Below are 23,029 nucleotides of genomic sequence, written 5' to 3'. Positions count from 1 at the left end.
GCATGATGAAGACATACCGGATGGCCGTTCCCGCGGCCTGCCTGGCGGCTCTGGCGCTGGTTTCGGCCTGCGGCACCTCCACGACCAACAAGAACCGCGAGTTGTATGACGGCGTAGCCTTCAAGGCAAAGGCCAAGCCCATCGACAAGAAAACCGATCCCGCAGTGTTCCGGATCGAAATCAAGGGCGCTGAACGTTCGGTCAAGGGCGCGCGCGAAGCGGCGGCCCACAGCGGCACAAAATACTGCGTGACCACCTACGGGTCCTCAAAAATCGAATGGGCCAACGACCCGCGTGACAAAGAAACCCCGCTGACCATCACCGATGGCCGCGCCGTGTTTCAGGGGACCTGCACCCCGTGAGCGGATTTCCGGCATATCAGGGCCCTGCGGCCCGGCTGCTATTGCATAGCAGCAGCGCGCGCCTGCGCATGGGGGCTTCGAAACTGAAGGAGTCCTATGCCATGCGTGCCCTGATTGCCGCTGTACTTTCCGCCGTAGTGGCACTGCCTGCGTCGGCGCTGGCCAAACCGTCGCTGCGCGATGTGCAGGAAATCGAAGACCCGCTGTTTGCCGTCGCCGTGGCCAAGGAAGTCTCGGATTACTGTGACGAGATCTCCCCGCGCTACCTGAAAGGGCTGGGCGAGTTGCGCCGGCTCAAAGCTCGGGCAAATGAGCTGGGCTACTCGGACGCGGAAATCCGCAGCTACATCGAATCTGACGCCGAAAAGGCCCGGATGCGGACCAAGGGAGAACAACTCCTGGCGCAGAACGGCGTTGACTACGGCGAACCCGAAACATTCTGCACCTATGGCCGTGCAGAGATTGAGAAAAATAGCGCGATCGGCGTGTTACTGAGGGCGAAATAGACCATGTCTGACCTCCGCAAGATCAACATTGACGGAACCGAGATCGAGGTGGATGGGGCAATGACCCTGATCCAGGCCTGTGAGGAGGCCGGCGTCGAGATCCCGCGCTTCTGCTACCACGAGCGGCTGTCGATTGCCGGCAACTGCCGCATGTGCCTGGTTGAGGTCGTAGGCGGCCCGCCGAAACCCGCCGCCTCCTGCGCCATGCAGGTGCGCGACCTGCGCCCCGGTCCCGAAGGCCAGGCGCCGCAGGTGAAAACCAACTCGCCGATGGTCAAGAAGGCCCGCGAAGGGGTGATGGAATTCATGCTGATCAACCACCCGCTGGATTGCCCGATCTGCGATCAGGGCGGCGAATGCGATCTGCAGGATCAGGCGATGGCCTATGGCCTGTCGGGCAGCCGCTTCAAGGAAGCCAAGCGCGCGGTGGACGATCTGGACCTCGGCCCGCTGGTTGCCACAACCATGACCCGCTGCATCAGCTGCACCCGCTGCGTCCGCTTCACCACCGAGGTCGCGGGCATCACCCAGATGGGCCAGACCGGGCGCGGCGAGGATGCGGAGATCACTTCCTACCTGAACCAAACGCTGCAATCGAATCTGCAGGGCAACATCATCGACTTGTGCCCGGTGGGCGCACTGACGTCGAAGCCTTATGCGTTCACCGCCCGCCCGTGGGAGCTGACCAAAACCGAAACCATCGACGTGATGGATGCGCTTGGCTCGAACATCCGCGTGGATACCAAGGGCCGCGAAGTGATGCGGATCCTGCCGCGCAACCATGACGGCGTGAACGAGGAATGGATCAGCGACAAGACCCGCTTTGTCTGGGACGGCCTGCGCCGCCAGCGCCTGGACCGTCCTTACGTGCGCGTCGATGGCAAGCTGAAGCCCGCCACCTGGGCGGAGGCGCTGTCCGCCGCTGCCACCGCCATGAAAGGCAAGAAGGTTGCGGGCCTGATCGGTGATCTGGCCCCGGTCGAGGCGGCCTTTGCGCTGAAACAGCTGATCGAGGGGCTTGGCGGTAACGTTGAATGCCGCACCGACAACGCCCGCCTGCCGATCGGGAACCGCGCCGGCTATGCCGGCACCGCCACCATCGCAGACCTCGATGAGGCTGAGATGATCCTACTGATCGGCACCAACCCGCGCGATGAGGCGCCGGTGCTGAATGCCCGTATCCGCAAGGCCTGGGCCAAGGGTGCCGAGGTGGCGCTGATCGGTCCGGCGGCAGATCTGACCTATGAGTACTACCATGCAGGCACCGGCCGCGACGCGCTCAGCGACATGATCGCCAAGGGCGTCTCGGAAGAGACCCGTGACAACAAGAAGACCGTGATCATCGTCGGGCAGGGCGCCCTGCGCGAGGCCGACGGCCTGGCGGTGATGGCAGCGGCCCAGAAGATGGCGGAGCTGTCCGGCTCCAAGCTGATGGTGCTGCACACCGCCGCCTCCCGCGTCGGGGCCATGGACATCGGCGCGGTGACCGAAGGCGGCATGGCGGCTGCCATCGACGGGGCAGAGGTGATCTACAACCTCGGCGCTGATGAGGTCGAAATCGAAGCTGGCGCCTTTGTGATCTACCAGGGCAGCCACGGCGACCGAGGCGCTCACCGCGCCGATGTGATCCTGCCGGGCGCTGCCTACACCGAGGAAAACGGCCTGTTCGTGAATACCGAAGGCCGCCCGCAGCTGGCAATGCGCGCTGCGTTCGCGCCGGGTGAGGCCAAGGAGAACTGGGCTATCCTGCGCGCGCTCAGCGCCGAGGCGGGGGCCAAGCTGGGCTATGACTCGCTGGCGCAGCTGCGCCAGGATTTGGTCGCAGAGGTTCCGCATCTGGCCCGGATCGACGAAGTCACTGAAAAGGAAGGCGCGCCGCTGGAGCAGGATAAGCTCGGCAATGCCGATTTCCTGCCCGCTATCAAGGACTTCTACCTGACCAACCCGATTGCCCGCGCATCCCAGCTGATGGCAGAGCTGTCGGCGGGTGTGAAGACCCGCAGAAACGAGGCAATGGCCGCCGAATGAACCGTCTCGCCCTCATAACCCCCTTCCTGCTGGCCGCCTGCGCCATGGCGCCCGGCAGCGAAGGAGAGCGGCCCGCCCCAGTGTACGAAGGGGTGGAAACCAGCCTGCTGGAGGGCGATTTGGTGCAATTTCATGTCTCCATGCGCGGCGCGTCCGTGCCGGGAGACCTAGACAATTATGCGGAATGCGCCGCCGCGCAATATGCGCTGATCCGGGGTTACGGATTTGCGCGCCATGTGCGCACGACAACGAAACAGGCAGGGGGCAGCCGGACCGCTGATGCGGTCTATCTGATTTCGCCCTCTCTGCCGCGCGGGCTGCGCACCATCGACGCTGATGTCGCGGTTGCGGATTGCGCGGCAAACGGAATACCCACGGTGTGAGGACCTATGGCTGATTTCTTTAACACTCCAGGCGGCATCGCTGTTCTGATCCTGGCGCAAGTGCTTGCAGTTGTTGCCTTTGTGATGATCTCGCTCCTGTTCCTCGTCTACGGGGACCGCAAGATCTGGGCCGCGGTCCAGATGCGCCGGGGGCCGAACGTGGTGGGCGTCTTTGGCCTGCTGCAATCGGTGGCCGACGCGCTAAAATACGTGGTAAAAGAGGTGGTGATCCCCGCGGGCGCCGACCGCACCGTTTTCATCCTGGCACCGATGACCAGCTTCGTGCTGGCAATGATCGCTTGGGCGGTGATCCCGTTCAACGACGGTTGGGTGCTCTCGGACATCAACGTCGCCATCCTGTACGTTTTCGCGGTGTCCTCGCTGGAAGTCTACGGCGTCATTATGGGCGGCTGGGCCTCGAACTCGAAATACCCGTTCCTCGGCAGCTTGCGCTCCGCGGCACAGATGATTTCCTATGAGGTCTCTATCGGCCTGATCATCATCGGCGTGATCATCTCCACCGGGTCGATGAACTTCGGCGACATCGTGCGCGCGCAGGACGGCGATCTGGGCCTCTTGAACTGGTACTGGATCCCGCATTTCCCGATGGTCTTCCTGTTCTTCATCTCGGCGCTGGCGGAAACCAACCGGCCGCCCTTCGACCTGCCGGAAGCGGAATCGGAACTGGTGGCGGGCTACCAGGTGGAATACTCGGCCACCCCGTTCCTCTTGTTCATGGCCGGTGAATACATCGCCATCTTCCTGATGTGCGCGCTGACCTCGCTGCTGTTCTTCGGCGGCTGGCTGTCGCCGATCCCGGGTCTGCCGGACGGCGTGCTGTGGATGGTCGGCAAGATGGCGTTCTTCTTCTTCCTCTTCGCAATGGTGAAGGCGATCACCCCGCGCTACCGCTACGACCAGCTGATGCGCCTGGGCTGGAAAGTGTTCCTGCCGTTCTCGCTGGCCTGGGTGGTCTTCGTGTCCTTTGCTGCAAAATTTGACTGGTTCTGGGGCATCTTCGCCCGCTGGACCGTGGGAGGCTAACTGATGGCGAACATCGACTACACCCGCGCCGCCAAATACTTCCTGCTGCAGGATTTCTGGGTCGGCTTCAAACTGGGGCTGAAGTACTTCTTTGCGCCCAAGGCAACGCTGAACTACCCGCACGAGAAGGGCCCGCTGTCGCCACGCTTCCGCGGCGAGCACGCGCTGCGCCGCTATCCGAACGGCGAGGAGCGCTGCATTGCCTGCAAGCTTTGCGAGGCGGTCTGCCCGGCCCAGGCGATCACTATCGACGCGGAACCGCGCGAGGACGGCAGCCGCCGCACCACGCGCTATGACATCGACATGACCAAATGCATCTACTGCGGTTTCTGCCAGGAAGCCTGTCCGGTGGATGCGATTGTCGAAGGCCCGAACTTCGAGTTCGCCACCGAGACCCGCGAGGAGCTGTTTTACGACAAGGAGAAGCTGCTTTCGAACGGGGAGCGCTGGGAAGCCGAGATCGCCCGCAACCTGGAAATCGACGCGCCGTACCGATGACCCCTGAAACGCTCCATACCGATACCTATGCCCGCGGCAAGGCCTTGTCCGAACAGGTCAATCCCGGCATGGAGGAGGCTTTGCAAGCCCGCTACGACGCTCTGGTGCCTGGGCTGTCGCGTACCATTGTGGACGTGGCCTACGGGCAGTTCTACACACGCGGCACGGTGGATGAGAAAACCCGCCTGCTGGCCACCGTCGCGGCGCTGGCAGCGCTTGGCGGCCAGACCCGTCCGCAGCTGAAGGTCAATGTCGCCAGCGCACGTGCCGTGGGGGCCAGCCGCGAGGAGATCTCCGAGATCATCTTTCAGATGGCGCTCTATGGCGGGCTGCCGTCGATGATCAACGCGCTGAACGCCGCAATTGAAGTCTTCGAAGCGGAGGAGGTCGCGGATGTCTGACTCTAAGAACCCGTTTGAATCCATGATGGAGCAGATGCAGGCCCAGGCCCAGCAGATGGCTAAGGCGTTCAACCCGGCGCTGGAGAGCTTCTCGCCCTCCGAGGCTTTCAAGGAGTTTGAGGCGCTGTGGCCCACCATGCCCAAAGAGGTCATGGAAATGATGTTCGGCAACACCGTCAACAAGGACGGGCTGGATGCCAAGACCCGGCTGCTGCTGACACTGGCCGGGCTGACAATGCAGGGCGCGCAGGCTGACTCAGCCGTGCGCCAGACCGTGCGCCACGCCCTCGCGGCCGGCGCCAAGAAACAAGAGATCGTGGAAACGATCGGACAGATGTCGGTGTTTGCCGGCATTCCGGCCATGAACAGAGCGCTGGATCTGGCGCAGGCGGTCATGGACGACAAAAGGGACGATGAGACATGAGCGTATTTGCCTTCTACCTCTTCGCCATCAGCGCCATCACCGGCGGGCTGTTCACCGTGATCAGCCGTCAGCCGGTGCATTCGGTACTGTGGCTGATCCTGGCCTTCCTTTCCTCGGCCGGGCTGTTTGTGCTGCTGGGGGCGGAGTTTGTCGCCATGCTGCTGGTCATCGTCTACGTGGGCGCGGTCGCGGTGCTGTTCCTGTTTGTGGTGATGATGATCGACGTCGACTTTGCAGAGCTGAAGGCGGAGATGGCGAAATACATGCCGCTCGCTCTGCTGATCGGCCTGGTCATCCTGATGCAGTTCGTGATGGCCTTCGGCGCCTGGGAAACTGCCCACAAGGCGCCTGAGCTGCTGGCCAATCCAGTGCCTGCCGACCGCCACAACACCGAGGCGCTCGGCCTCATCATCTATGATCAATATTTCCTTCTGTTCCAGCTGGCGGGCCTGATCCTGCTGGTGGCGATGATCGGCGCGATCGTGCTGACGCTGCGCCACCGCACCGACGTCAAGCGCCAGGACGTGGTTGCCCAGATGATGCGCGACCCGGCCGCCGCGATGGAGCTCAAGGACGTGAAACCGGGGCAGGGGCTGTGAGCACATGATCGGACTTGAACATTATCTGACCGTCGCGGCGACGCTGTTCGTCATCGGCATCTTCGGGCTCTTCCTGAACCGCAAGAACGTGATCATCCTCTTGATGAGCATCGAACTGATGCTCCTGGCGGTGAACATCAACCTGGTTGCCTTCTCTTCCTTCCTGGGTGATCTGGTGGGGCAGGTCTTTACCCTGTTCGTGCTGACCGTGGCCGCCGCCGAGGCCGCCATCGGCCTGGCGATCCTGGTCTGCTTCTTCCGCAACCGCGGCACCATCGCCGTGGAAGACGTCAACGTGATGAAGGGCTAAAGAACCATGGAAACCATCCTCCTCTTTGCCCCGCTTGTGGGGGCGGTGATCTGCGGCTTCGGCCACAAGATGATCGGCGAGAAAGCCGCCACCGTGACCGCCACGGCGCTGCTGTTCCTGTCGGCGCTGCTCAGCTGGATCACCTTCCTCGCGTTTGACGGGGTGACCCAGAACATCGAGATCTTCCGCTGGATCGAAAGCGGCTCGCTGTCGACCTCCTGGGCGATCCGGCTGGACCGGCTGACCGCGATCATGCTGATCGTGATCACCACCGTGTCGTCGCTCGTGCACCTCTATTCCTTCGGTTACATGGACCATGACCCGCAGTGGAAAGAGGGCGAAAGCTACAAGCCGCGCTTCTTTGCCTATCTGTCGTTCTTCACCTTCGCGATGCTGATGCTGGTGACCTCCGACAACCTGGTGCAGATGTTTTTCGGCTGGGAAGGCGTGGGCGTTGCCTCCTACCTGCTGATCGGCTTCTACTACCGCAAGCCTTCCGCGAATGCGGCGGCGATCAAGGCGTTCATCGTCAACCGCGTCGGCGACTTCGGCTTTGCGCTGGGGATCTTCGGCCTGTTCTTCCTGACCGACAGCATCAACCTGGCGGACATCTTTGCAGCCGCCCCGACGCTGGCGGAAACCCAGGTCTCCTTCCTGTGGACCGAGTGGAACGCGGCGAACCTGCTGGCCTTCCTGCTTTTTGTCGGCGCGATGGGCAAATCGGCACAGCTGATCCTGCACACCTGGCTGCCGGACGCGATGGAAGGCCCGACCCCGGTTTCAGCGCTGATCCACGCCGCGACCATGGTGACCGCGGGCGTGTTCCTGGTCTGCCGCATGTCGCCGCTGATCGAGTTCGCGCCTGAGGCCGCGGCCTTCATCACCGTGCTGGGGGCTGCCACTGCCTTCTTCGCGGCAACTGTCGGCCTGGTGCAGAACGACATCAAGCGCGTGATCGCCTATTCGACCTGCTCGCAGCTGGGCTACATGTTCGTGGCCGCCGGCGTTGGAATGTATTCCGCAGCCATGTTCCACTTGTTCACTCACGCCTTCTTCAAGGCGATGCTGTTCCTTGGCGCCGGTTCGGTGATCCACGCCATGCACCACGAGCAGGACATGCGGAACTACGGCGCGCTTCGCAAGAAGATCCCCTATACCTTCTGGGCGATGATGATCGGCACCCTGGCCATCACCGGCGTCGGTATCCCGCTCAGCGGCTGGGTTGGCTTTGCCGGTTTCGTCTCCAAGGACGCGATCATCGAAAGCGCCTATGCGGGCGGCTCGATGTTCGGCTTCTGGGCGCTGGTGATCGCGGCCTTCATGACCTCCTTCTACTCCTGGCGCCTGATCTTCATGACCTTCTACGGCGAAGCGCGCGGCGACAAGCACACCCACGAACATGCACATGAAAGTCCCTGGACCATGCTGGTGCCGCTGGGCGTGCTGGCGGTGGGTTCGGTTACGGCTGGCATGATCTGGTACAGCAGCTTCTTCGGCCACGCTGACCAGGTTGGCAAGTTCTACGGCATCCCGGTGGCGGAAGCGTCCGCCGCGGCGCATGGCGAAGAGGCCGGCCGCGGTGAAGAGGCTGCGCACGGCGAGGACGCCGCGCACGGTGAAGAAGCCGCACATGGCGGCGAGCATCACTATGTGTTTGCCGGCAAGCCGGGCGAGGGCGCGCTGTACATCGCGCCGGACAACCACATCCTGGAAGATGCCCATGCGGCGCCGAAATGGGTGAAACTGTCCCCGTTCATGGCAATGCTGGGCGGCCTGGTGCTGGCACTGTGGTTCTACATCTGGAACCCGTCGCTGCCCGCGCGTTTGGCGAAGCAGCAGCGCCCGCTGTACCTGTTCCTGCTGAACAAGTGGTACTTTGACGAGATCTATGACTTGATCTTCGTCAAGCCGGCCGTGGCCATTGGCCGCTTCTTCTGGAAACGCGGCGATGGCAGCACCATCGACGGCTTCCTGAATGGCCTGGCTATGGGCGTTGTGCCCTTCTTCACCCGCCTCGCGGGCCGGGCGCAGTCCGGTTACATCTTCACTTATGCCTTCTGGATGGTGCTGGGCATTGCCGCCCTGGTCACCTGGATGTCGATCGGCGGAGGAGCGCACTGATGGACAATCTCCTTTCTATTGTCACCTTCATCCCGGCGCTCGCGGCGGCCATCCTGGCCCTGTTCCTGCGCGGCGAGGATAAGGCGGCGCAGCGCAACGCCAAGTTTGTTGCGCTCTTTGCCACCACGATCACCTTCCTGGTGAGCCTGGGCATCTATTCCCAGTTCGACCCGGCCAACACCGGCTTCCAGTTCGTGGAAGAGGCCCAGTGGATCTTCGGCCTGAAGTACAAGATGGGCGTGGACGGCATCTCGGTGCTGTTTGTGATGCTGACCACCTTCATCATGCCGCTGACCATCCTGGCCAGCTGGTCGGTCACCGACCGGGTCAAGGAATACATGATCGCCTTCCTGCTGCTGGAGACCCTGATGCTGGGCGTCTTCATGGCGCTCGACCTGGTGCTGTTCTACCTGTTCTTCGAGGCAGGCCTCATTCCGATGTTCCTGATCATCGGCATCTGGGGCGGCAAGGAGCGGATCTACGCTTCCTTCAAGTTCTTCCTCTATACCTTCTTCGGCTCGGTGCTGATGCTGGTGGCGATGGTCTTCATGTATGTGGATGCCGGCACCACCGACATCGAGACCCTGCTGACCCACAGCTTCTCGGCGGCGTCCTTTGACGTCCTGGGCATCCATGTGCTGGGCGGCGCCCAGACGCTGATGTTCCTGGCCTTCTTTGCCTCCTTCGCGGTGAAAATGCCGATGTGGCCGGTGCACACCTGGCTGCCGGATGCGCACGTGCAGGCGCCGACCGCGGGTTCCGTGGTGCTGGCGGCGATCCTGCTGAAAATGGGCGGCTACGGCTTCCTGCGCTTCTCGCTGCCGATGTTCCCGGTGGGGGCGGATGTGATGACCGATGTGGTCCTGTGGATGTCTGCGATCGCGGTGGTCTACACCTCGCTGGTGGCGATGGTGCAGGAGGACATGAAAAAGCTGATCGCCTATTCCTCTGTTGCGCACATGGGCTTTGTCACCATGGGCATCTTTGCCGCCAACCAGCAGGGCATCGACGGCGCCATTTTCCAGATGCTGTCGCACGGCTTCATCTCCGCCGCGCTCTTCCTTTGCGTCGGCGTGATTTATGACCGCATGCACACCCGCGACATCGACGCCTATGGCGGCCTGGTGATCCGCATGCCGGCTTATGCGCTGGTATTCATGTTCTTCACCATGGGCAACGTCGGCCTGCCGGGCACTTCGGGCTTTGTCGGTGAATTCCTGACCCTGATGGGCGCCTTCCAGAAGAATACCTGGGTGACTGCTGTGGCAGCAACCGGCGTGATCTTCTCGGCGGCTTATGCGCTGTGGCTCTACCGGCGCGTGGTGTTCGGCGACCTGATCAAAGGCAGCCTGATGGGCATCCGCGACATGTCCCCGCGCGAGCGTTTCGTCTTCGCGCCGCTGGTCGCCATGACCCTGCTGCTGGGGGTCTACCCGGCGCTGGTCACCGACATCATCGCGCCGTCGACCGAGGCGCTGATCGCAAACTTCAACCAGTCTCTGGCTGCTGCGGACACTGCGCCCGCAGCCACCCAGATTGCTTCGCACTAAGGGAGCATCAGGCAGATGATCCAAGCTGATCTTACTGTAATCCTGCCAGAGATCGTTCTGGCGCTTTACGCCATGGCGGCGCTGATCGGCGCCGTTTACACCGGCAAGGACAAGCTGGCGGTGCCGCTGGTCTGGAGCACGGCAGCGCTGCTGGCGCTGGTCGCGTTCTGGATCGCCTCCAGCCCGGCCGGCACCCAGACCGCATTTGGCGGCATGTTCATCGACGACGGCTTCTCCCGTTTTGCCAAGGTGGCGCTGCTGCTGGGCGCGTCTGCCGTGCTGCTGATCAGCCAGGAGTACATGGCGCGCCGCGGTATCCTGCGGTTCGAATATCCGGTCCTGGTGGCGCTGGCCGCGGTCGGCATGATGATGATGGTCTCCGCCGGCGACCTGATGTCCCTCTACATGGGGCTGGAACTGCAGTCGCTGTCGCTTTACGTGGTGGCCGCCATGCGCCGCGACAGCGTCAAGTCGACCGAGGCGGGCCTCAAGTACTTCGTGCTGGGCGCGCTGTCGTCGGGCCTGCTGCTCTATGGCGCCTCGCTGGTCTACGGCTTTGCCGGCACCACCCAGTTCGCGGGCATCGTCCAGGTGGCGGAACAGGGCCATATGTCCATCGGCATGCTGTTCGGCCTGGTCTTCATGATCTCCGGCATGGCGTTCAAGGTTTCGGCGGTTCCGTTCCACATGTGGACACCGGACGTCTACGAAGGCTCGCCGACCCCGGTCACCGCCTTCTTTGCCACCGCGCCCAAGGTCGCGGCCATGGGGCTGTTTGCCCGGGTGCTGTTTGACGCCTTTGGCGGTGCAATCGCTGACTGGCAGCAGATCATCGTGGTGCTGTCGGTGCTGTCGATGTTCCTGGGCGCCATCGCGGCGATCGGCCAGCGCGACATCAAGCGGCTGATGGCGTTCTCCTCCATCGCCCATATGGGCTATGCGATGATCGGCCTGGCCGCGGGCACCGAACAGGGCATCACCGCGATGCTGGTCTACCTGGCGATCTACGTCACCATGAACATCGGCACCTTCTCCTTCATCCTGATGCTGGAGAAGGACGGTAAGCCGGTGACCGACATCCTGGCCCTGAACCAGTTCGCCGCGCGCGAGCCGGGCAAGGCGCTGGCGGTGCTGATCCTGATGTTCTCGCTGGCGGGCGTGCCGCCGATGCTGGGCTTCTTTGCCAAGCTGGGCGTGTGGCAGGCGGGCGTGGACGCCGGCCTGATGGGGCTGGTCATCGCTTCCGCCGTGGCCTCCGTCATCGGTGCGTTCTATTACATCCGCATCGTCTTCTACATGTACTTCGGCACTGGCGAGGACGATGTCGAAGCCAAGGGCTCTCCGGTGCTGGGTGTGGCGCTGATGGCCTCTGCCGCAATGATGCTGGTGGGCGTGGTTTACCAGTTCGGCATCGACGGCGCCGCTGCGGCCGCGGCAGCAACCCTTGTAAATTGATCTGCTTTTCAGGCAGGCTGACAGGGCCCGGTCACGCGACCGGGCCTTTTCGCACTTTTTGAGGAACGCAGATGAGCTGGCCAGCTGGATACGGAAAACGGGTGCTCGCCGAGGTGGACAGCACCCTGAATGAGGCAGCCCGCATCGCGGGGGAGCTGGCGGGGCCAGAATGGATCCTGGCCCTGCGGCAGACCCAGGGCAGGGGCCGCCGCGGCCGTGACTGGAAGGACCCCAAGGGCAACTTCGCCGCCACTCTGGTGATGCGCCCCGAGGGCGCCGCGGATCAGGCGGCGCTGCGCAGCTTCGTGGCGGCGCTGGCGGTCTATGATGCCTGCGTCGCGGTCACCGGCCGCAGCGAAGGCCTGACGCTGAAGTGGCCCAACGACGTGCTGCTGAAGGGCGGCAAGCTGGCGGGCATCCTCTTGGAAAGCGCTGGCAACGGACAGGGGGGCAACCATCTGTTTGTCGGCATCGGCGTCAACCTTGTAGAAACCCCGATGAAGGAATGGCTGGAGCCCGGCGCGGTCTGGCCGGTGTCGCTGTTGTCGGAAACCGGCGTGCAGGTCACACCGGAGGAATTCCTGGAAGCCGTGGCCGAGGCTTTTGCCCGTTACGAGCAGCAGTTCGCAACCTACGGGTTCGAACCAATCCGCACCGAATGGCTGGCCCGCGCGGCCAAGCTGGGCGAGGTGATCACTGCCAAAACCGCGTCGTCTGAAACCGAAGGCACCTTTGAAACGGTGGACGCCAGCGGCAACCTTGTCCTAAACACCGCCAAGGGCCGCGTCAGCATTCCCGCGGCCGACATCTATTTCTAGGAAGGGGCAGCAATGCTTCTGGCAGTTGATTGCGGCAATACCAATACCGTCTTCTCGATCTATGACGGGGAGAAGTTCATCGGCATGTGGCGCACCGCCACCGACTGGCAGCGCACTGCCGACCAGTATTATGTCTGGCTCAACACGCTGATGCGGCTGCAGGGGATCGAGGCGGATATCACCGACATGATCATCTCCTCCACTGTGCCGCGGGTGGTGTTCAACCTGCGTGTGCTGGCGGACCGCTACTTCAACACGCGTCCCTTGGTGGTGGGCAAACCCGAATGCCTGCTGCCGGTTGCGGTGCGGGTGGACGAAGGCACCGCCGTCGGCCCCGACCGGCTGGTCAACACGGTTTCCGGCTTTGACACCTACGGCGGCAATCTGATCGTGGTGGATTTCGGCACTGCGACCACATTCGACGTGGTGGCCGAGGACGGCGCTTATGTCGGCGGGGTGATTGCACCCGGTGTGAACCTGAGCCTGGAGGCGCTGCACCAGGCTGCCGCCGCGCTGCCCCATGTGGACATTTCCAAACCGCAGAACGTGATTGGCACCAACACCGTCGCCTGCATGCAATCCGGCGTGTTCTGGGGCTATGTCGGCCTCGTGCGCGAGATCTGCGCCCGTATCAAGGCCGAGCGCGCGGTGCCGATGAAAGTAATCTCAACCGGCGGGCTGGCGCCATTGTTCCAGCAATCTGCCGATCTGTTCGACGCATATGAGGATGATCTCACCATGCATGGGCTGCAGATCATCCATAAATACAACAAGGAAAACGGTACTGACGCATGAGCAGTGATAGATTGATCTACCTGCCCCTCGGCGGGGCGGGTGAAATTGGCATGAACGCCTATGTCTACGGCTATGGGCCGCAGGGCAAGGAACGGCTGGTCCTGGTGGATCTGGGCGTGACTTTCCCGGACATGGACACCACCCCGGGCGTGGACCTGATCATGCCCGACATCACCTGGTTGAAGGAGCGCGCCGACCGGCTGGAAGGCATCTTCATCACCCACGGGCATGAGGACCACATCGGCGCGATTGCCCATCTCTACGCGCATCTGAACGTGCCCATCTACGCCCGCGCCTTCACCGCCAACCTGGCACGCCGCAAGATGGAAGAGGCAGGCCACGACCCGGCCAATGTGCACACCGTGCAGGCCTGGCCCGAAGTGACAAAGCTTGGCCCCTTCACCATCGGCGTTGCGCCGATGAGCCACTCGATCCCCGAAAGCGGCGGGCTCGTGATCGACAGCCCGGCAGGGCGGGTGGTGCACACCGGCGACTTCAAACTGGACGCGAACCCGCTGGTCGGCGAACCCTTTGATCCGGAGATGTGGGCGGAAATCGCAGGGAACGGCATTCAGGCACTGGTCTGCGATTCCACCAATGTGTTCTCGCAGCACCCGGGCCGCTCGGAATCCGAACTTCCGGAGGAGATCACCAAGCTGTTTTCCGAGGCGAAGGGGCTGGTCGCTGCCACCACATTCGCCTCCAACGTGGCGCGGGTGAAAACCCTGGCCGAGGCGGGCGTTAAGGCGGGCCGCTCCGTGGTCCTTCTGGGCCGCGCTATGCGCCGCATGATCGAGGCGGCGGTGGAGACCGGCGTGCTGGTGGATTTCCCCAAGGTGATCAGCCCGGAGGACGCCGCCAACGTGCCGCGCGACAACCTGATGCTGATCACCACCGGCAGCCAGGGCGAACGCCGCGCAGCGACGGCACAGCTGGCGCGCGGCAAGTACCGCGGGCTGGAGCTGAAGGAGGGCGATCTGTTCCTGTTCTCCTCCAAGACCATTCCGGGCAATGAGAAGGGCGTCATCCGCATCATCAACCAGTTCTCTGAAATGGGCGTGGATGTGGTTGATGACAGCTCCGGCCTGTACCACGTCTCCGGCCACGCCAACCGCCCGGATCTGGAGGCGGTCCACAAGCTGTTAAAGCCCAAGATGCTGATTCCGATGCACGGCGAGCACCGCCACCTGCGCCAGCACGCCCGCCTGGGCGAGGAAAAGGGTATCGCCAGCGCCGTGGTGGTGAACGGCATGATGATGGACCTGACCGGCGACGCGCCGTCTGTGACCGAGTGGATCGAGACCGGCCGGACCTATCTGGATGGCACCGTCAAATACGGCGCGCTGGACGGCATCGTGCGCGACCGTATCCGTATGGCGCTGAACGGCCATGTGCTGGTGACGGTGATCCTCGACGAGGAAGACGAGCCGCTGGGAGAGCCCTGGTGCGACCTCAAGGGCCTGCCGGAAACCGGGACCTCCAGTGCCGCTCTGGTGGAGGTTCTGGAGGAGGACCTGAACCAGTTCCTGATGCGCGCCGGCGCCAAGACCCTGCGCGATGACGACAGGCTGGAGCAGGAATTGCGCCGCATCGCCCGCCAGACCGCGCAAGCCGAGATCGGCAAGAAGCCCGAGGTGACAGTGGTGGTCAGCCGCATGCGCTGATGCTCCGGGGCAGGGCGGTGCTCCCGCCCGGCCAAGCCGCATCACCGATGCAGCAGGCCCCGTTTGGCCAGGCGCCGCGCCCCCTGACGGGGCCGCGGCGATGTTGTGCCTGGCGGCGGGCCGTTTAGAACTGTTTCAGGGGGCGTTTTCGAGGTGCAGATTTCATGACAGCCGATCGGGCAATCCAGCATCCCGGTTCCAAAGTGCCCATGCTGACCTGGTGGGAAGGCATTTATGACCATGTGTTTGTTGCGCTGCATCCCTTTTACCGGATCCGCAAAGCGGAGACTTTGGCCTCTTTCGCTGGCAAAGAAATCTATGAAGATGTTCTTACTTACGATGACCGGCCGGAGAATTTCGGTGACATGATAAAGTCACGCGGAGAAGCGGTCTCCTGGGCGGCGGTTCACCAGGCGGTCGCACCGGACCTGCCCAGGGGTGAGGTTTACCTGGCGATCTGGGTGCTGGCTTGCATCGGCTATCAGGACCGTGCCGGCATAGACCTGCAGAAGCGGCTGACCGCCTACTGCAAGGAAAACCGGCTCTACTTGCCGGAGGACGACGGGTTGACCACCATACTGGAACCCGTTGTGCAGGAATTTCTCTCCTGTTTCGGATGTGCGCAGGTGACAGCCTGGGATGAGTTCAGGCACCACAGCAACACGGTGACGCCCTCGGTCTTCAGAAAAGCTGAGCCTTGCTACCTACTACCGCAAAGCATCACAAGTCCGGCCGTATGGGGGGTGCACCTCCCCGACGCGGGCGTGTTGATGACCTGGAGCCTGGATGGCACGGAGGCCATTATTGCCATGACAAGCAAAGCGCTCCAGATGGCAAGACCTGAGGATTTCTTCGAGGGCTGGTACGCGGATGAAGGGACCTACGCAGATGTCTTCAATCCCTCTGGTTTCCTGCCCCGGGATCAGTGACGTGGGCTTTGGAAACAGAAACGCCGCGGCCCCTGGGGCACGCGGCGTTTTCAATACTGTGCTGCTCCAGAGGGAGCCGCGGCAGCCTCAGCCGTGCAGCGGGCGGGCGCAGCTGGGGCAGGAGACCACCTTGCGCGGGGCGCTGAACAGGGCGCTGAACAGGCGGCGCATCATCGAGGCAAAGGCCTCGGCGCGCAGCTCGTGGGCGCGGGCCTCAATGGCCTGGAACTGGGAAATGGTCAGGGTTTTGGTGTCGTTGGTATTCATGGCGTGGCCCATCATCAATGGCGCGTTTCTTGTTGATGGAAGCAATACGCCGGTTTGCGCGGCTTGACGCCACACAAGATCGAAGACCCGCTATGCTGCAAGTGCAAAGGTGTCCATGCGCTTGCAGCATGATGAATTGCCCTGGGGGCACTAAAAAGGCCGCCCCGGGGAGGGCGGCCTCAATAATCAGAATGTGTCGGATCAGCTGGCGCGGCGCTCGGCAAAGCTGAGCGCGATAAAGCTCGGCAGGTGGTCGCCCATGCCGACCACAACCTTGTCGTCGCGCTTGCCGTGTTTGCCGCCGCGGCCAGAAGAACGCTCCGGCTTCTGCGTGGGCTTTTCATCCCTGCGGCGATCACGGCCCTCGTCCTTGCGGCTTTCACGGGTATCCGCGTCTGCCTTGTCTGCCTTTGCAGCACGGGCAGGCTTCTCCGTCTTGGGTTCCGGCTTGACCGGGTTCTCCAGCCGCGGAATTTCCTTCTGGATCAGGCCTTCCACTGCCGCCAGTGCCTTGTCGTCGCGCGGGATGCAGATGGTGATCGCCTTGCCCTCGCGGCCCGCACGGCCGGTGCGGCCGATGCGGTGAACGTAATCCTCTGCATGGCCGGGCACATCAAAGTTGAACACATGGCTGACGCTGGGAACGTCCAGGCCGCGTGCGGCCACATCCGAGGCCACCAGGATCCGCAAGGACCCTTCGCGGAAGGCGTCCAAGGTCTTGGTCCGCTGGCTCTGGTCCAGGTCGCCATGGATGGCAGCCGCGTCATAGCCGTATTTCTTCAGCGATTTCGCGCAGATATCCACATCCGTCTTGCGGTTGCAGAAGATAATGCCGTTGGTCAGCTTGTCGCCCTCGGCATCGATCAATGCGCGCAGGACCTTGCGCTTCTCGCTGCCCTCGCGATCGCGGCGCGACGCCTTGAACTGCACAACGGACTGTTCGATTGTCTCCGACGCCGTGGCCTGACGGGCCACTTCGATACGGGCCGGACCCGACAGGAAGGTGTTGGTGATCCGTTCGATCTCCGGCGCCATGGTGGCCGAGAAGAACAGGGTCTGTCGGGTGAACGGCGTCAGCGAGAAGATGCGCTCGATGTCCGGAATAAAACCCATGTCCAGCATCCGGTCGGCCTCGTCCACCACCATGATCTGCACGCCGGTCAGCAGCAGCTTGCCGCGCTCGAAATGGTCCAGCAGGCGGCCCGGGGTGGCGATCAGCACGTCGACGCCCTTGTCGATCAGCGCGTCCTGCTCCTTGAAGGACACGCCGCCGATCAGTAGCGCCTTCGTCAGCTTCACATGCTTGGCATAGGTGTCGAAGTTTTCCGCCACCTGGGCAGCCAGTTCGCGGGTGGGGCACAGCACCAGACTGCGCGGCATCCGGGCGCGGGCGCGGCCGCGGGCCAGAAGCGTGATCATCGGCAGCGTGAACGACGCGGTCTTGCCGGTGCCGGTCTGGGCGATTCCCAGAACATCGCGCCCTTCCAGCGCCGGCGGGATGGCCCCCGCCTGAATCGGGGTGGGGGTTTCGTACCCGGCTTCCTCAATAGCTTTGAGGACCTTGGGATTAAGGTTCAGATCGGTGAATTTTGTCATATGCATCCGTCATTGCGGACACTGACCTGGCCCGCGCGTGTGTGTTGCAGCCGGCTCCGCAAAAGGTCATGCGGTGTGGCAGCTGCCGGCTCGTCGCGGGGCATAGCAAAATCCCATGCGCAGGTCAATTAATGCTGGATTTTGCAGGGTTTTCATCGCCGGGATCGGCAAAATGGAAACAAATCAGCCGAAACCGGGGAAGTGTTTTTGCCGTTTCTCCTCCAGGCCGAGAGGGCGATTCCGCACCAGCCCGCGCTCCTGCAGCTTACGGTAGACCGCCGGGTCCCGGGCGCTGACCTCATCAAAGAAGCTGCGCAGACCGTCTTGTCCGTGCTCCTCTTCGATCAGCGACAGAAGCTCATGTGAGTTCAATCCGCCGAACAGCCGCGAATACCCAGGCTTCAATCCCGGCCGGTACGAGCCGTGCTGCAACCGGTACTGGTAGGTGGTTTGCCACTGTTCCCAGCTCAGAGCATGGCAATGGCAAAGGTCAACTTCCTCCAGAGCGGTGGACACTTTGATCCTTTTGCCTGCCAAATACATACTGTGAATGCGCACCTCCGCCTGCGGCACGCCCGTCCTGGCAATGATCTTGCCGGCTGTGTGGCTGAGGAAACCGCCCCTCAAGAACCCTCCGAATGCCGGGTAGACGGTGCGCACCTCTGTCTCACGGTCCGGCCCCCTTGGAATCATCGCCTTGAATTGGCCGTCATGTCCCGCCAGCGCTTCAATCGGGCGTATCTTGGCGCCCAAAGAGCTGGAGGGCAGGGTGGCGAGCATTTGCCCTAGGTCCTTAGCGGGCCAGAGAAACTCGTCCACATCGATATGGGCGATCCAATCGGTCTGGATCCGCTGATAGGCATGGGCGGAATTCTGTATCTGGCGTATTTGGTGTTTGGCTGGCCGGTAGCCGCAGCGTTTCTGCCAATAGCTGCCGTCGCACACCGTGACCCGCACTTTGGGGTGCTGCTTCAGCTGCGCATAGGCTTCGGCATTCGGTTCATCCAGGTAGATGTGCAGCCGGTGTGCGCCCAGGTCCAGATGGTACGCGGCAAAGTTCAAAATCGTTTCGGCGTCCGCCTTTATGCTGCTGACGATGCCCCATTTGACGCCCTGATCCGCCATTGCCTGCCTCTTACCCTGCTGTTTTTCACAACCCTTTCCGCGGGCAGGGTAAAGTGCAAGCCCCGCAAAGAAAAACGCCCGGTCGGACCGGGCGTTTCTTCAAACCATCATTTCCTTGGTCGCGGTCAGATTCAAGTCCGGATAATCGCGCACCACCCGGTCGATGTCCCATTGCAGGCGGGTCAGATATACGATGTCGCCGTCGTGGTCATGGGCGATGTGCTGCTTGTTGGCGTTGATGAACTTGTCCACCGCTGCCTTGTCACCGCTGACCCAGCGGGCCGAGGTGAACTGGCTTGCCTCGAACCGCACCGGCAGGCCGTATTCCATCTCGATGCGGCTGGCGAGCACTTCGAATTGCAGCTGACCGACCACGCCGACGATGAAGCCGGAGCCGATCGAGGGTTTGAACACCTTGGCGGCGCCTTCCTCGGCAAACTGCATCAGCGCCTTTTCCAGGTGCTTGGCCTTCATCGGGTCGCCCGCGCGCACACCCTGCAAAAGTTCCGGCGCAAAGGACGGGATGCCGGTCACCCGGATCGCCTCGCCCTCGGTCAGCGTGTCGCCGATGCGCAGCTGGCCATGGTTCGGGATGCCGATGATATCGCCGGCCCAGGCTTCTTCGGCCAGTTCCCGGTCTGAGGCCAGGAACAGCACCGGGTTCGACACCGCCATCGGCTTCTTGGTGCGCACATGGGTCAGCTTCATGCCGCGCTTGAAGTGGCCCGATGCCATCCGCACGAATGCCACCCGGTCGCGGTGCTTGGGGTCCATGTTGGCCTGAACCTTGAACACAAAGCCCGCAACCTTCTTCTCGTCCGGGCTCACCTGGCGCGGCTCGGCCGACTGAGGCTGCGGCTCGGGGCCGTAGCTGCCGATGCCGTCCATAAGCTCCTTGACGCCGAAGGAGTTGATGGCGGAGCCGAACCAGATCGGGGTCATGTGGCCTTCGAGCACCGACTGCGGGTCCAAGCTGGGCAGCAGCTCGCGCGCCATCTCGACCTCTTCCAGCAGCTTGTCCAGCAGATGCGCAGGCACGTGCTCGGCCAGCTTGGGGTCGTCCAAACCCTCGATCGCGATGCTTTCCGCCACTTTGTTGCGGTCCGCGCGGTCCATCAGTTCCAGCCGGTCGCGCAGCATGTCATAGCAGCCGATGAAGTCGCGGCCGACGCCGATGGGCCAGCTGGCCGGGGTCACGTCGATCGCCAGCATCTCCTGGATTTCGTCGATGATCTCGAAGGTGTCCCGGCTCTCGCGGTCCATCTTGTTACAGAAGGTCAGGATCGGCAGGTCGCGCAGACGGCAGACCTCGAACAGCTTCTGGGTCTGGCTTTCCACACCCTTTGCGCCGTCGATCACCATCACCGCCGCATCCACCGCCGTCAGCGTGCGGTAGGTGTCCTCGGAAAAGTCCGAGTGGCCGGGCGTGTCCACCAGATTGAATCGGAAGCCGCTGAAATCAAAAGACATTGCGGAGGCCGAGACAGAGATGCCGCGGTCCTTCTCCATCTGCATGAAGTCCGACCGCGTGCGCCGCGCCTCGCCCTTGGCGCGCACCTGTCCGGCCATCTGAATAGCACCGCCGTATAGCAGGAACTTTTCAGTCAGCGTGGTCTTGCCGGCGTCCGGGTGCGAGATGATCGCAAAAGTCCGGCGCCGCGCGATTTCGGCAGGCAGTTCGGGGCGGTTTGCAGCGGTGTCCAACATGCCGGAGGCTGTAGCCACAAACCGCGGCAGAGGCAAGGAAAACGGAGCGCCGGGGCCTGCATTGCAAGGGCACTCCGCAAAGGCATAGAATTTTTTGCCTATAATTCGCCAACGCTTTTCCTGTAACACTTGCGCGGCAACTCTGTGTTACAGGATTTCAAGGTCTCTCCCGTTTTCAGGAACGATACGTGCAGCAGGATGAATTCTCAGATCATTTTGGCATCCTTGACGCCGTCGAGCTCGCCGTGATCGTTCTGAAGGTAGGCGACGACGGGCAGCCGCGCTATGTCGCCATGAACACCAAGGCGCGGGAAGCCACTGAGTTCGAGCACAGCGATTATGCCGGCAAGACGGCGCTTGAGCTCTACGGCGGAACAATTGGCCGCCGCGCTTTGAACCACCACCTGGGCGTTATCAGCAGCGGCAAAGAAGCGACCTATGACATCGTTCTGCCCACAGAGCACAAGGCGAAATACCTCAGCACCACGCTCCGGCCCGTGTTCGACTCGGGCGGGCGCCTGGCCTATCTCGTCGGCTCTTCCGCTGACATCACCTCGGAACGGGAACGCGACGAGGCGCTGGAGCTCACCCGGATGGCGCTGGACAAGGCCGAGGAGGCCAGCCAGGCCAAGGAGCGGTTCCTGGCCAATATGAGCCATGAAATCAGGACGCCGATGAATGGCATCATCGGCATGTGCGAGTTGCTGAAGGAAACGGATCTGGACGAACAGCAGCAGGTGTTTGCCGACACGATCTTCAACTCTGCAACCGCCTTGCTGACGGTTATCAACGATGTGCTCGATTTCTCCAGGATCCAGGCCGACAAGATCGCCTTGCACGATGCGCCGTTTTCGTTGCGGGACGTGGTTCAGGACGTGGGAACCCTGCTGTGGGCCAGGGCCGCCTACAAGGGGATCGACCTGCGCATCGACTACCCCGAAGACGTGCCGCATGAATTCGTGGGCGACGCCAGCAAGATCCGCCAGATCCTGATGAACCTGCTGGGCAACGCGATCAAGTTCACGGAGGCCGGCCATGTGACCATCCGGGCCGCCTATGACCCCGGGGCCGCGAAACTGCCTCTGCGCATTCAGGTTGCCGATTCCGGCATCGGGATCGAGCCCTCGCAGATGGACTGGATTTTCTCGGCTTTTGAACAGGTTGACCGCAAGACGGCCCGCGTGATCGAGGGCACGGGCCTGGGCCTGGCAATCACCCGGGCGCTGGCGGAGCGGATGGGGGGCACGGTCACGGCCGCCTCTGTTCCCGGCGAAGGATCGGTGTTCACCGTCGGCCTGAACCTGCCGCAACCGGGGGAGGCCGGCCCGGGCGGCGGGGACACGCCGGAGGTCCTGGGCAGCCGGCAGGCGGTGAGCACAGCACCCGGCCTGCCGGGGCCGGAGCTGCCGCCGGAGGCGCTCAAGGGCATGCGCATCCTGGTTGCCGAAGACAACCGGACCAACCAGCTGCTGGTCCGGAAAATGCTGAAGTCCACCGGCGCCGATTTGCGGTTTGCCGGAACCGGCCAGATCGCGGTGGAGCTGTTCGAGTCCGAGGGCGCGGACCTGATCCTGATGGACCTGTCGATGCCGGTTCTGGGCGGGCTGGACGCCACCCGCCGGATCCGCACGCATGAACGGGAGGCCGGGCTGCCGGAATGCCCCATCGTCGCGCTGACCGCCAATGCCCAGCCCAGCGATGTCGAGGCCTGCCTGGCGGCCGGGATGAATGATTTCCTGTCCAAGCCCTTCCGCAAGAATGAGCTGCTGGCCCGGATCCTGCGGCAGGGAAAACAGGCCTGAAAAAGCGTGGGTGCCAGGCGTGCACCCCCTGTACACCCCTTGTGCACCCCCTGATGCCGGATGGCGGGGGCAGAGGCCTGCCGCGGGTGTTGCGCAAGCACCGTACGCACCGCTGGCACGGAATTAACCGGATCGGGGCAGGGTGGGGATCAGCGCGGGAGTGCCGCCCCGCGCCGCAAACCGCCGCCGCCACGGGAGAGACCGATGCCCAGCAAGCGATACTATGACAATGAAATGCAGCTGGAACTTGATGAGTTGCAGCAGAACTTGCGCCGCGACTGGCTGGACAAGAGCCTGCCGGACGACTGGGACGGCATCCTGAGCTGGGAGCGGATCGACAAGCCGAAGACCCGGGTGACGATCCGGCTGGATGAGGACATGGTGAAATGGTTTCGTAAACTGGGCCCGAACTACAGCCGCCGCATCAACTCCGTGCTGCGGATCTACTGGCTGGCACTGCTGGCGGGGCATATTCAGGCCCATGACAAGGACAACACCATCCTGCGCATTGGCCTGCGCGCCCGTGAACTGCAGCAGGACCTGCAGCGGCGCAGGGTAGGGGAGTAAGGGGCCGAGGCAGTAAGTCGCAGAAAGCTAATTGAAGTGCGGCGGCAGATTTCAATGCTGCCGTGGGCTGGTTCCCTG

The 23,029-nt window shown here is 62.8% G+C and carries 23 protein-coding genes; 19 read left to right on the top strand and 4 right to left on the bottom strand.

The window, feature by feature from the left end:
- The first annotated feature begins 2 nt into the window (after positions 1-2).
- The 17 genes from GKC28_RS02905 to GKC28_RS02825 all read left to right on the top strand — a co-directional run bounded on the left by GKC28_RS02905 (position 3) and on the right by GKC28_RS02825 (position 15,887).
- Positions 3-362, top strand: coding sequence for a hypothetical protein (locus GKC28_RS02905; protein WP_254604134.1), 360 nt, complete (start codon positions 3-5; stop codon positions 360-362).
- Positions 363-463: 101 nt separating this feature from the next.
- Entirely contained in the window at positions 464-868 is a 405-nt protein-coding gene (locus GKC28_RS02900; RefSeq protein ID WP_174145029.1) for a DUF5333 domain-containing protein, read from the top strand.
- A 3-nt stretch (positions 869-871) separates the two neighbouring features.
- Positions 872-2,896 carry an NADH-quinone oxidoreductase subunit NuoG gene (nuoG, locus tag GKC28_RS02895; RefSeq protein WP_174145028.1) on the top strand — a complete coding sequence of 675 codons (2,025 nt, stop codon included), beginning with the start codon at positions 872-874 and terminating at the stop codon, positions 2,894-2,896.
- Positions 2,893-3,279 (top strand): hypothetical protein, encoded by a 387-nt coding sequence (locus GKC28_RS02890; protein ID WP_174145027.1) that lies wholly within the window; start codon positions 2,893-2,895, stop codon positions 3,277-3,279. Before nuoG ends, GKC28_RS02890 begins: the two co-directional genes overlap by 4 nt.
- A gap of 6 nt (positions 3,280-3,285) precedes the next feature.
- Positions 3,286-4,323, top strand: a complete 1,038-nt coding sequence (nuoH, locus tag GKC28_RS02885) for an NADH-quinone oxidoreductase subunit NuoH (RefSeq protein ID WP_174145026.1) — start codon at positions 3,286-3,288, stop codon at positions 4,321-4,323.
- A 3-nt stretch (positions 4,324-4,326) separates the two neighbouring features.
- A complete protein-coding gene (gene nuoI, locus GKC28_RS02880) occupies positions 4,327-4,821 on the top strand; it encodes an NADH-quinone oxidoreductase subunit NuoI (RefSeq protein ID WP_019295985.1) in 495 nt (164 codons plus the stop codon).
- Positions 4,818-5,222: a carboxymuconolactone decarboxylase family protein gene (locus tag GKC28_RS02875; RefSeq protein WP_174145025.1), complete on the top strand. Its 405-nt coding sequence runs from the start codon at positions 4,818-4,820 to the stop codon at positions 5,220-5,222. Before nuoI ends, GKC28_RS02875 begins: the two co-directional genes overlap by 4 nt.
- A complete protein-coding gene (locus GKC28_RS02870) occupies positions 5,215-5,646 on the top strand; it encodes a carboxymuconolactone decarboxylase family protein (RefSeq protein WP_174145024.1) in 432 nt (143 codons plus the stop codon). The genes GKC28_RS02875 and GKC28_RS02870 overlap by 8 nt, the downstream gene beginning before the upstream one ends.
- Positions 5,643-6,245, top strand: a complete 603-nt coding sequence (locus GKC28_RS02865) for an NADH-quinone oxidoreductase subunit J (protein ID WP_174145023.1) — start codon at positions 5,643-5,645, stop codon at positions 6,243-6,245. Before GKC28_RS02870 ends, GKC28_RS02865 begins: the two co-directional genes overlap by 4 nt.
- Before the next feature lie 4 nt (positions 6,246-6,249).
- Positions 6,250-6,555: an NADH-quinone oxidoreductase subunit NuoK gene (nuoK, locus tag GKC28_RS02860; RefSeq protein WP_008553673.1), complete on the top strand. Its 306-nt coding sequence runs from the start codon at positions 6,250-6,252 to the stop codon at positions 6,553-6,555.
- A 6-nt stretch (positions 6,556-6,561) separates the two neighbouring features.
- Positions 6,562-8,676: an NADH-quinone oxidoreductase subunit L gene (nuoL, locus tag GKC28_RS02855; protein WP_174145022.1), complete on the top strand. Its 2,115-nt coding sequence runs from the start codon at positions 6,562-6,564 to the stop codon at positions 8,674-8,676.
- The gene (locus GKC28_RS02850; RefSeq protein WP_174145021.1) at positions 8,676-10,226 is read left to right on the top strand and encodes an NADH-quinone oxidoreductase subunit M; all 1,551 of its coding nucleotides are present in this window, start codon (positions 8,676-8,678) and stop codon (positions 10,224-10,226) included. Before nuoL ends, GKC28_RS02850 begins: the two co-directional genes overlap by 1 nt.
- A gap of 15 nt (positions 10,227-10,241) precedes the next feature.
- Entirely contained in the window at positions 10,242-11,681 is a 1,440-nt protein-coding gene (gene nuoN, locus GKC28_RS02845) for an NADH-quinone oxidoreductase subunit NuoN (RefSeq protein WP_174145020.1), read from the top strand.
- Positions 11,682-11,752: 71 nt separating this feature from the next.
- Positions 11,753-12,499, top strand: a complete 747-nt coding sequence (locus tag GKC28_RS02840; protein ID WP_174145019.1) for a biotin--[acetyl-CoA-carboxylase] ligase — start codon at positions 11,753-11,755, stop codon at positions 12,497-12,499.
- Between the two features lie 12 nt (positions 12,500-12,511).
- The gene (locus tag GKC28_RS02835; RefSeq protein WP_174145018.1) at positions 12,512-13,294 is read left to right on the top strand and encodes a type III pantothenate kinase; all 783 of its coding nucleotides are present in this window, start codon (positions 12,512-12,514) and stop codon (positions 13,292-13,294) included.
- Positions 13,291-14,958, top strand: coding sequence for a ribonuclease J (locus tag GKC28_RS02830; protein ID WP_174145017.1), 1,668 nt, complete (start codon positions 13,291-13,293; stop codon positions 14,956-14,958). The genes GKC28_RS02835 and GKC28_RS02830 overlap by 4 nt, the downstream gene beginning before the upstream one ends.
- 164 nt (positions 14,959-15,122) lie before the next feature.
- Positions 15,123-15,887, top strand: a complete 765-nt coding sequence (locus GKC28_RS02825) for a hypothetical protein (protein WP_174145016.1) — start codon at positions 15,123-15,125, stop codon at positions 15,885-15,887.
- Between the two features lie 87 nt (positions 15,888-15,974).
- On the opposite strand, the gene GKC28_RS02820 is transcribed toward GKC28_RS02825, so the two are convergent.
- The 4 genes from GKC28_RS02820 to GKC28_RS02805 form a co-directional block, all read right to left on the bottom strand.
- A complete protein-coding gene (locus GKC28_RS02820) occupies positions 15,975-16,154 on the bottom strand; it encodes an RSP_7527 family protein (RefSeq protein WP_174145015.1) in 180 nt (59 codons plus the stop codon).
- A 201-nt stretch (positions 16,155-16,355) separates the two neighbouring features.
- Positions 16,356-17,750 carry a DEAD/DEAH box helicase gene (locus GKC28_RS02815; RefSeq protein WP_174145014.1) on the bottom strand — a complete coding sequence of 465 codons (1,395 nt, stop codon included), beginning with the start codon at positions 17,748-17,750 and terminating at the stop codon, positions 16,356-16,358.
- Positions 17,751-17,933: 183 nt separating this feature from the next.
- Positions 17,934-18,875: a glycosyltransferase family 2 protein gene (locus GKC28_RS02810; protein ID WP_174145013.1), complete on the bottom strand. Its 942-nt coding sequence runs from the start codon at positions 18,873-18,875 to the stop codon at positions 17,934-17,936.
- 99 nt (positions 18,876-18,974) lie between these two features.
- Positions 18,975-20,582: a peptide chain release factor 3 gene (locus GKC28_RS02805; protein ID WP_174145012.1), complete on the bottom strand. Its 1,608-nt coding sequence runs from the start codon at positions 20,580-20,582 to the stop codon at positions 18,975-18,977.
- A gap of 188 nt (positions 20,583-20,770) precedes the next feature.
- On the opposite strand from GKC28_RS02805, the gene GKC28_RS02800 reads away from it, so the two are divergent.
- Together GKC28_RS02800 and GKC28_RS02795 are read left to right on the top strand one after the other, a co-directional pair.
- Entirely contained in the window at positions 20,771-22,384 is a 1,614-nt protein-coding gene (locus GKC28_RS02800; RefSeq protein ID WP_174145011.1) for a response regulator, read from the top strand.
- Between the two features lie 204 nt (positions 22,385-22,588).
- Complete coding sequence (locus GKC28_RS02795; RefSeq protein ID WP_174145010.1) at positions 22,589-22,951, top strand: BrnA antitoxin family protein; 363 nt, start codon at positions 22,589-22,591, stop codon at positions 22,949-22,951.
- The last annotated feature ends 78 nt before the right edge of the window (positions 22,952-23,029 follow it).

The organism is Leisingera sp. ANG59 (genome assembly GCF_013317235.1).
Taxonomy (GTDB): domain Bacteria; phylum Pseudomonadota; class Alphaproteobacteria; order Rhodobacterales; family Rhodobacteraceae; genus Leisingera.
The sequence above is the reverse complement of the archived record's forward strand: the minus strand, read 5'-3'. Positions and strand labels throughout refer to the sequence as shown.

What these genes read in the sequence shown, in the direction of transcription:
- GKC28_RS02905 (WP_254604134.1), top strand. Translation starts at nt 3, where the DNA reads ATGATGAAGACATACCGGATGGCCGTTCCCGCGGCCTGCCTGGCGGCT.
- GKC28_RS02900 (WP_174145029.1), top strand. Translation starts at nt 464, where the DNA reads ATGCGTGCCCTGATTGCCGCTGTACTTTCCGCCGTAGTGGCACTGCCT.
- nuoG (WP_174145028.1), top strand. Translation starts at nt 872, where the DNA reads ATGTCTGACCTCCGCAAGATCAACATTGACGGAACCGAGATCGAGGTG.
- GKC28_RS02890 (WP_174145027.1), top strand. Translation starts at nt 2,893, where the DNA reads ATGAACCGTCTCGCCCTCATAACCCCCTTCCTGCTGGCCGCCTGCGCC.
- nuoH (WP_174145026.1), top strand. Translation starts at nt 3,286, where the DNA reads ATGGCTGATTTCTTTAACACTCCAGGCGGCATCGCTGTTCTGATCCTG.
- nuoI (WP_019295985.1), top strand. Translation starts at nt 4,327, where the DNA reads ATGGCGAACATCGACTACACCCGCGCCGCCAAATACTTCCTGCTGCAG.
- GKC28_RS02875 (WP_174145025.1), top strand. Translation starts at nt 4,818, where the DNA reads ATGACCCCTGAAACGCTCCATACCGATACCTATGCCCGCGGCAAGGCC.
- GKC28_RS02870 (WP_174145024.1), top strand. Translation starts at nt 5,215, where the DNA reads ATGTCTGACTCTAAGAACCCGTTTGAATCCATGATGGAGCAGATGCAG.
- GKC28_RS02865 (WP_174145023.1), top strand. Translation starts at nt 5,643, where the DNA reads ATGAGCGTATTTGCCTTCTACCTCTTCGCCATCAGCGCCATCACCGGC.
- nuoK (WP_008553673.1), top strand. Translation starts at nt 6,250, where the DNA reads ATGATCGGACTTGAACATTATCTGACCGTCGCGGCGACGCTGTTCGTC.
- nuoL (WP_174145022.1), top strand. Translation starts at nt 6,562, where the DNA reads ATGGAAACCATCCTCCTCTTTGCCCCGCTTGTGGGGGCGGTGATCTGC.
- GKC28_RS02850 (WP_174145021.1), top strand. Translation starts at nt 8,676, where the DNA reads ATGGACAATCTCCTTTCTATTGTCACCTTCATCCCGGCGCTCGCGGCG.
- nuoN (WP_174145020.1), top strand. Translation starts at nt 10,242, where the DNA reads ATGATCCAAGCTGATCTTACTGTAATCCTGCCAGAGATCGTTCTGGCG.
- GKC28_RS02840 (WP_174145019.1), top strand. Translation starts at nt 11,753, where the DNA reads ATGAGCTGGCCAGCTGGATACGGAAAACGGGTGCTCGCCGAGGTGGAC.
- GKC28_RS02835 (WP_174145018.1), top strand. Translation starts at nt 12,512, where the DNA reads ATGCTTCTGGCAGTTGATTGCGGCAATACCAATACCGTCTTCTCGATC.
- GKC28_RS02830 (WP_174145017.1), top strand. Translation starts at nt 13,291, where the DNA reads ATGAGCAGTGATAGATTGATCTACCTGCCCCTCGGCGGGGCGGGTGAA.
- GKC28_RS02825 (WP_174145016.1), top strand. Translation starts at nt 15,123, where the DNA reads ATGACAGCCGATCGGGCAATCCAGCATCCCGGTTCCAAAGTGCCCATG.
- GKC28_RS02820 (WP_174145015.1), bottom strand. Translation starts at nt 16,154, where the DNA reads ATGAATACCAACGACACCAAAACCCTGACCATTTCCCAGTTCCAGGCC.
- GKC28_RS02815 (WP_174145014.1), bottom strand. Translation starts at nt 17,750, where the DNA reads ATGACAAAATTCACCGATCTGAACCTTAATCCCAAGGTCCTCAAAGCT.
- GKC28_RS02810 (WP_174145013.1), bottom strand. Translation starts at nt 18,875, where the DNA reads ATGGCGGATCAGGGCGTCAAATGGGGCATCGTCAGCAGCATAAAGGCG.
- GKC28_RS02805 (WP_174145012.1), bottom strand. Translation starts at nt 20,582, where the DNA reads ATGTTGGACACCGCTGCAAACCGCCCCGAACTGCCTGCCGAAATCGCG.
- GKC28_RS02795 (WP_174145010.1), top strand. Translation starts at nt 22,589, where the DNA reads ATGCCCAGCAAGCGATACTATGACAATGAAATGCAGCTGGAACTTGAT.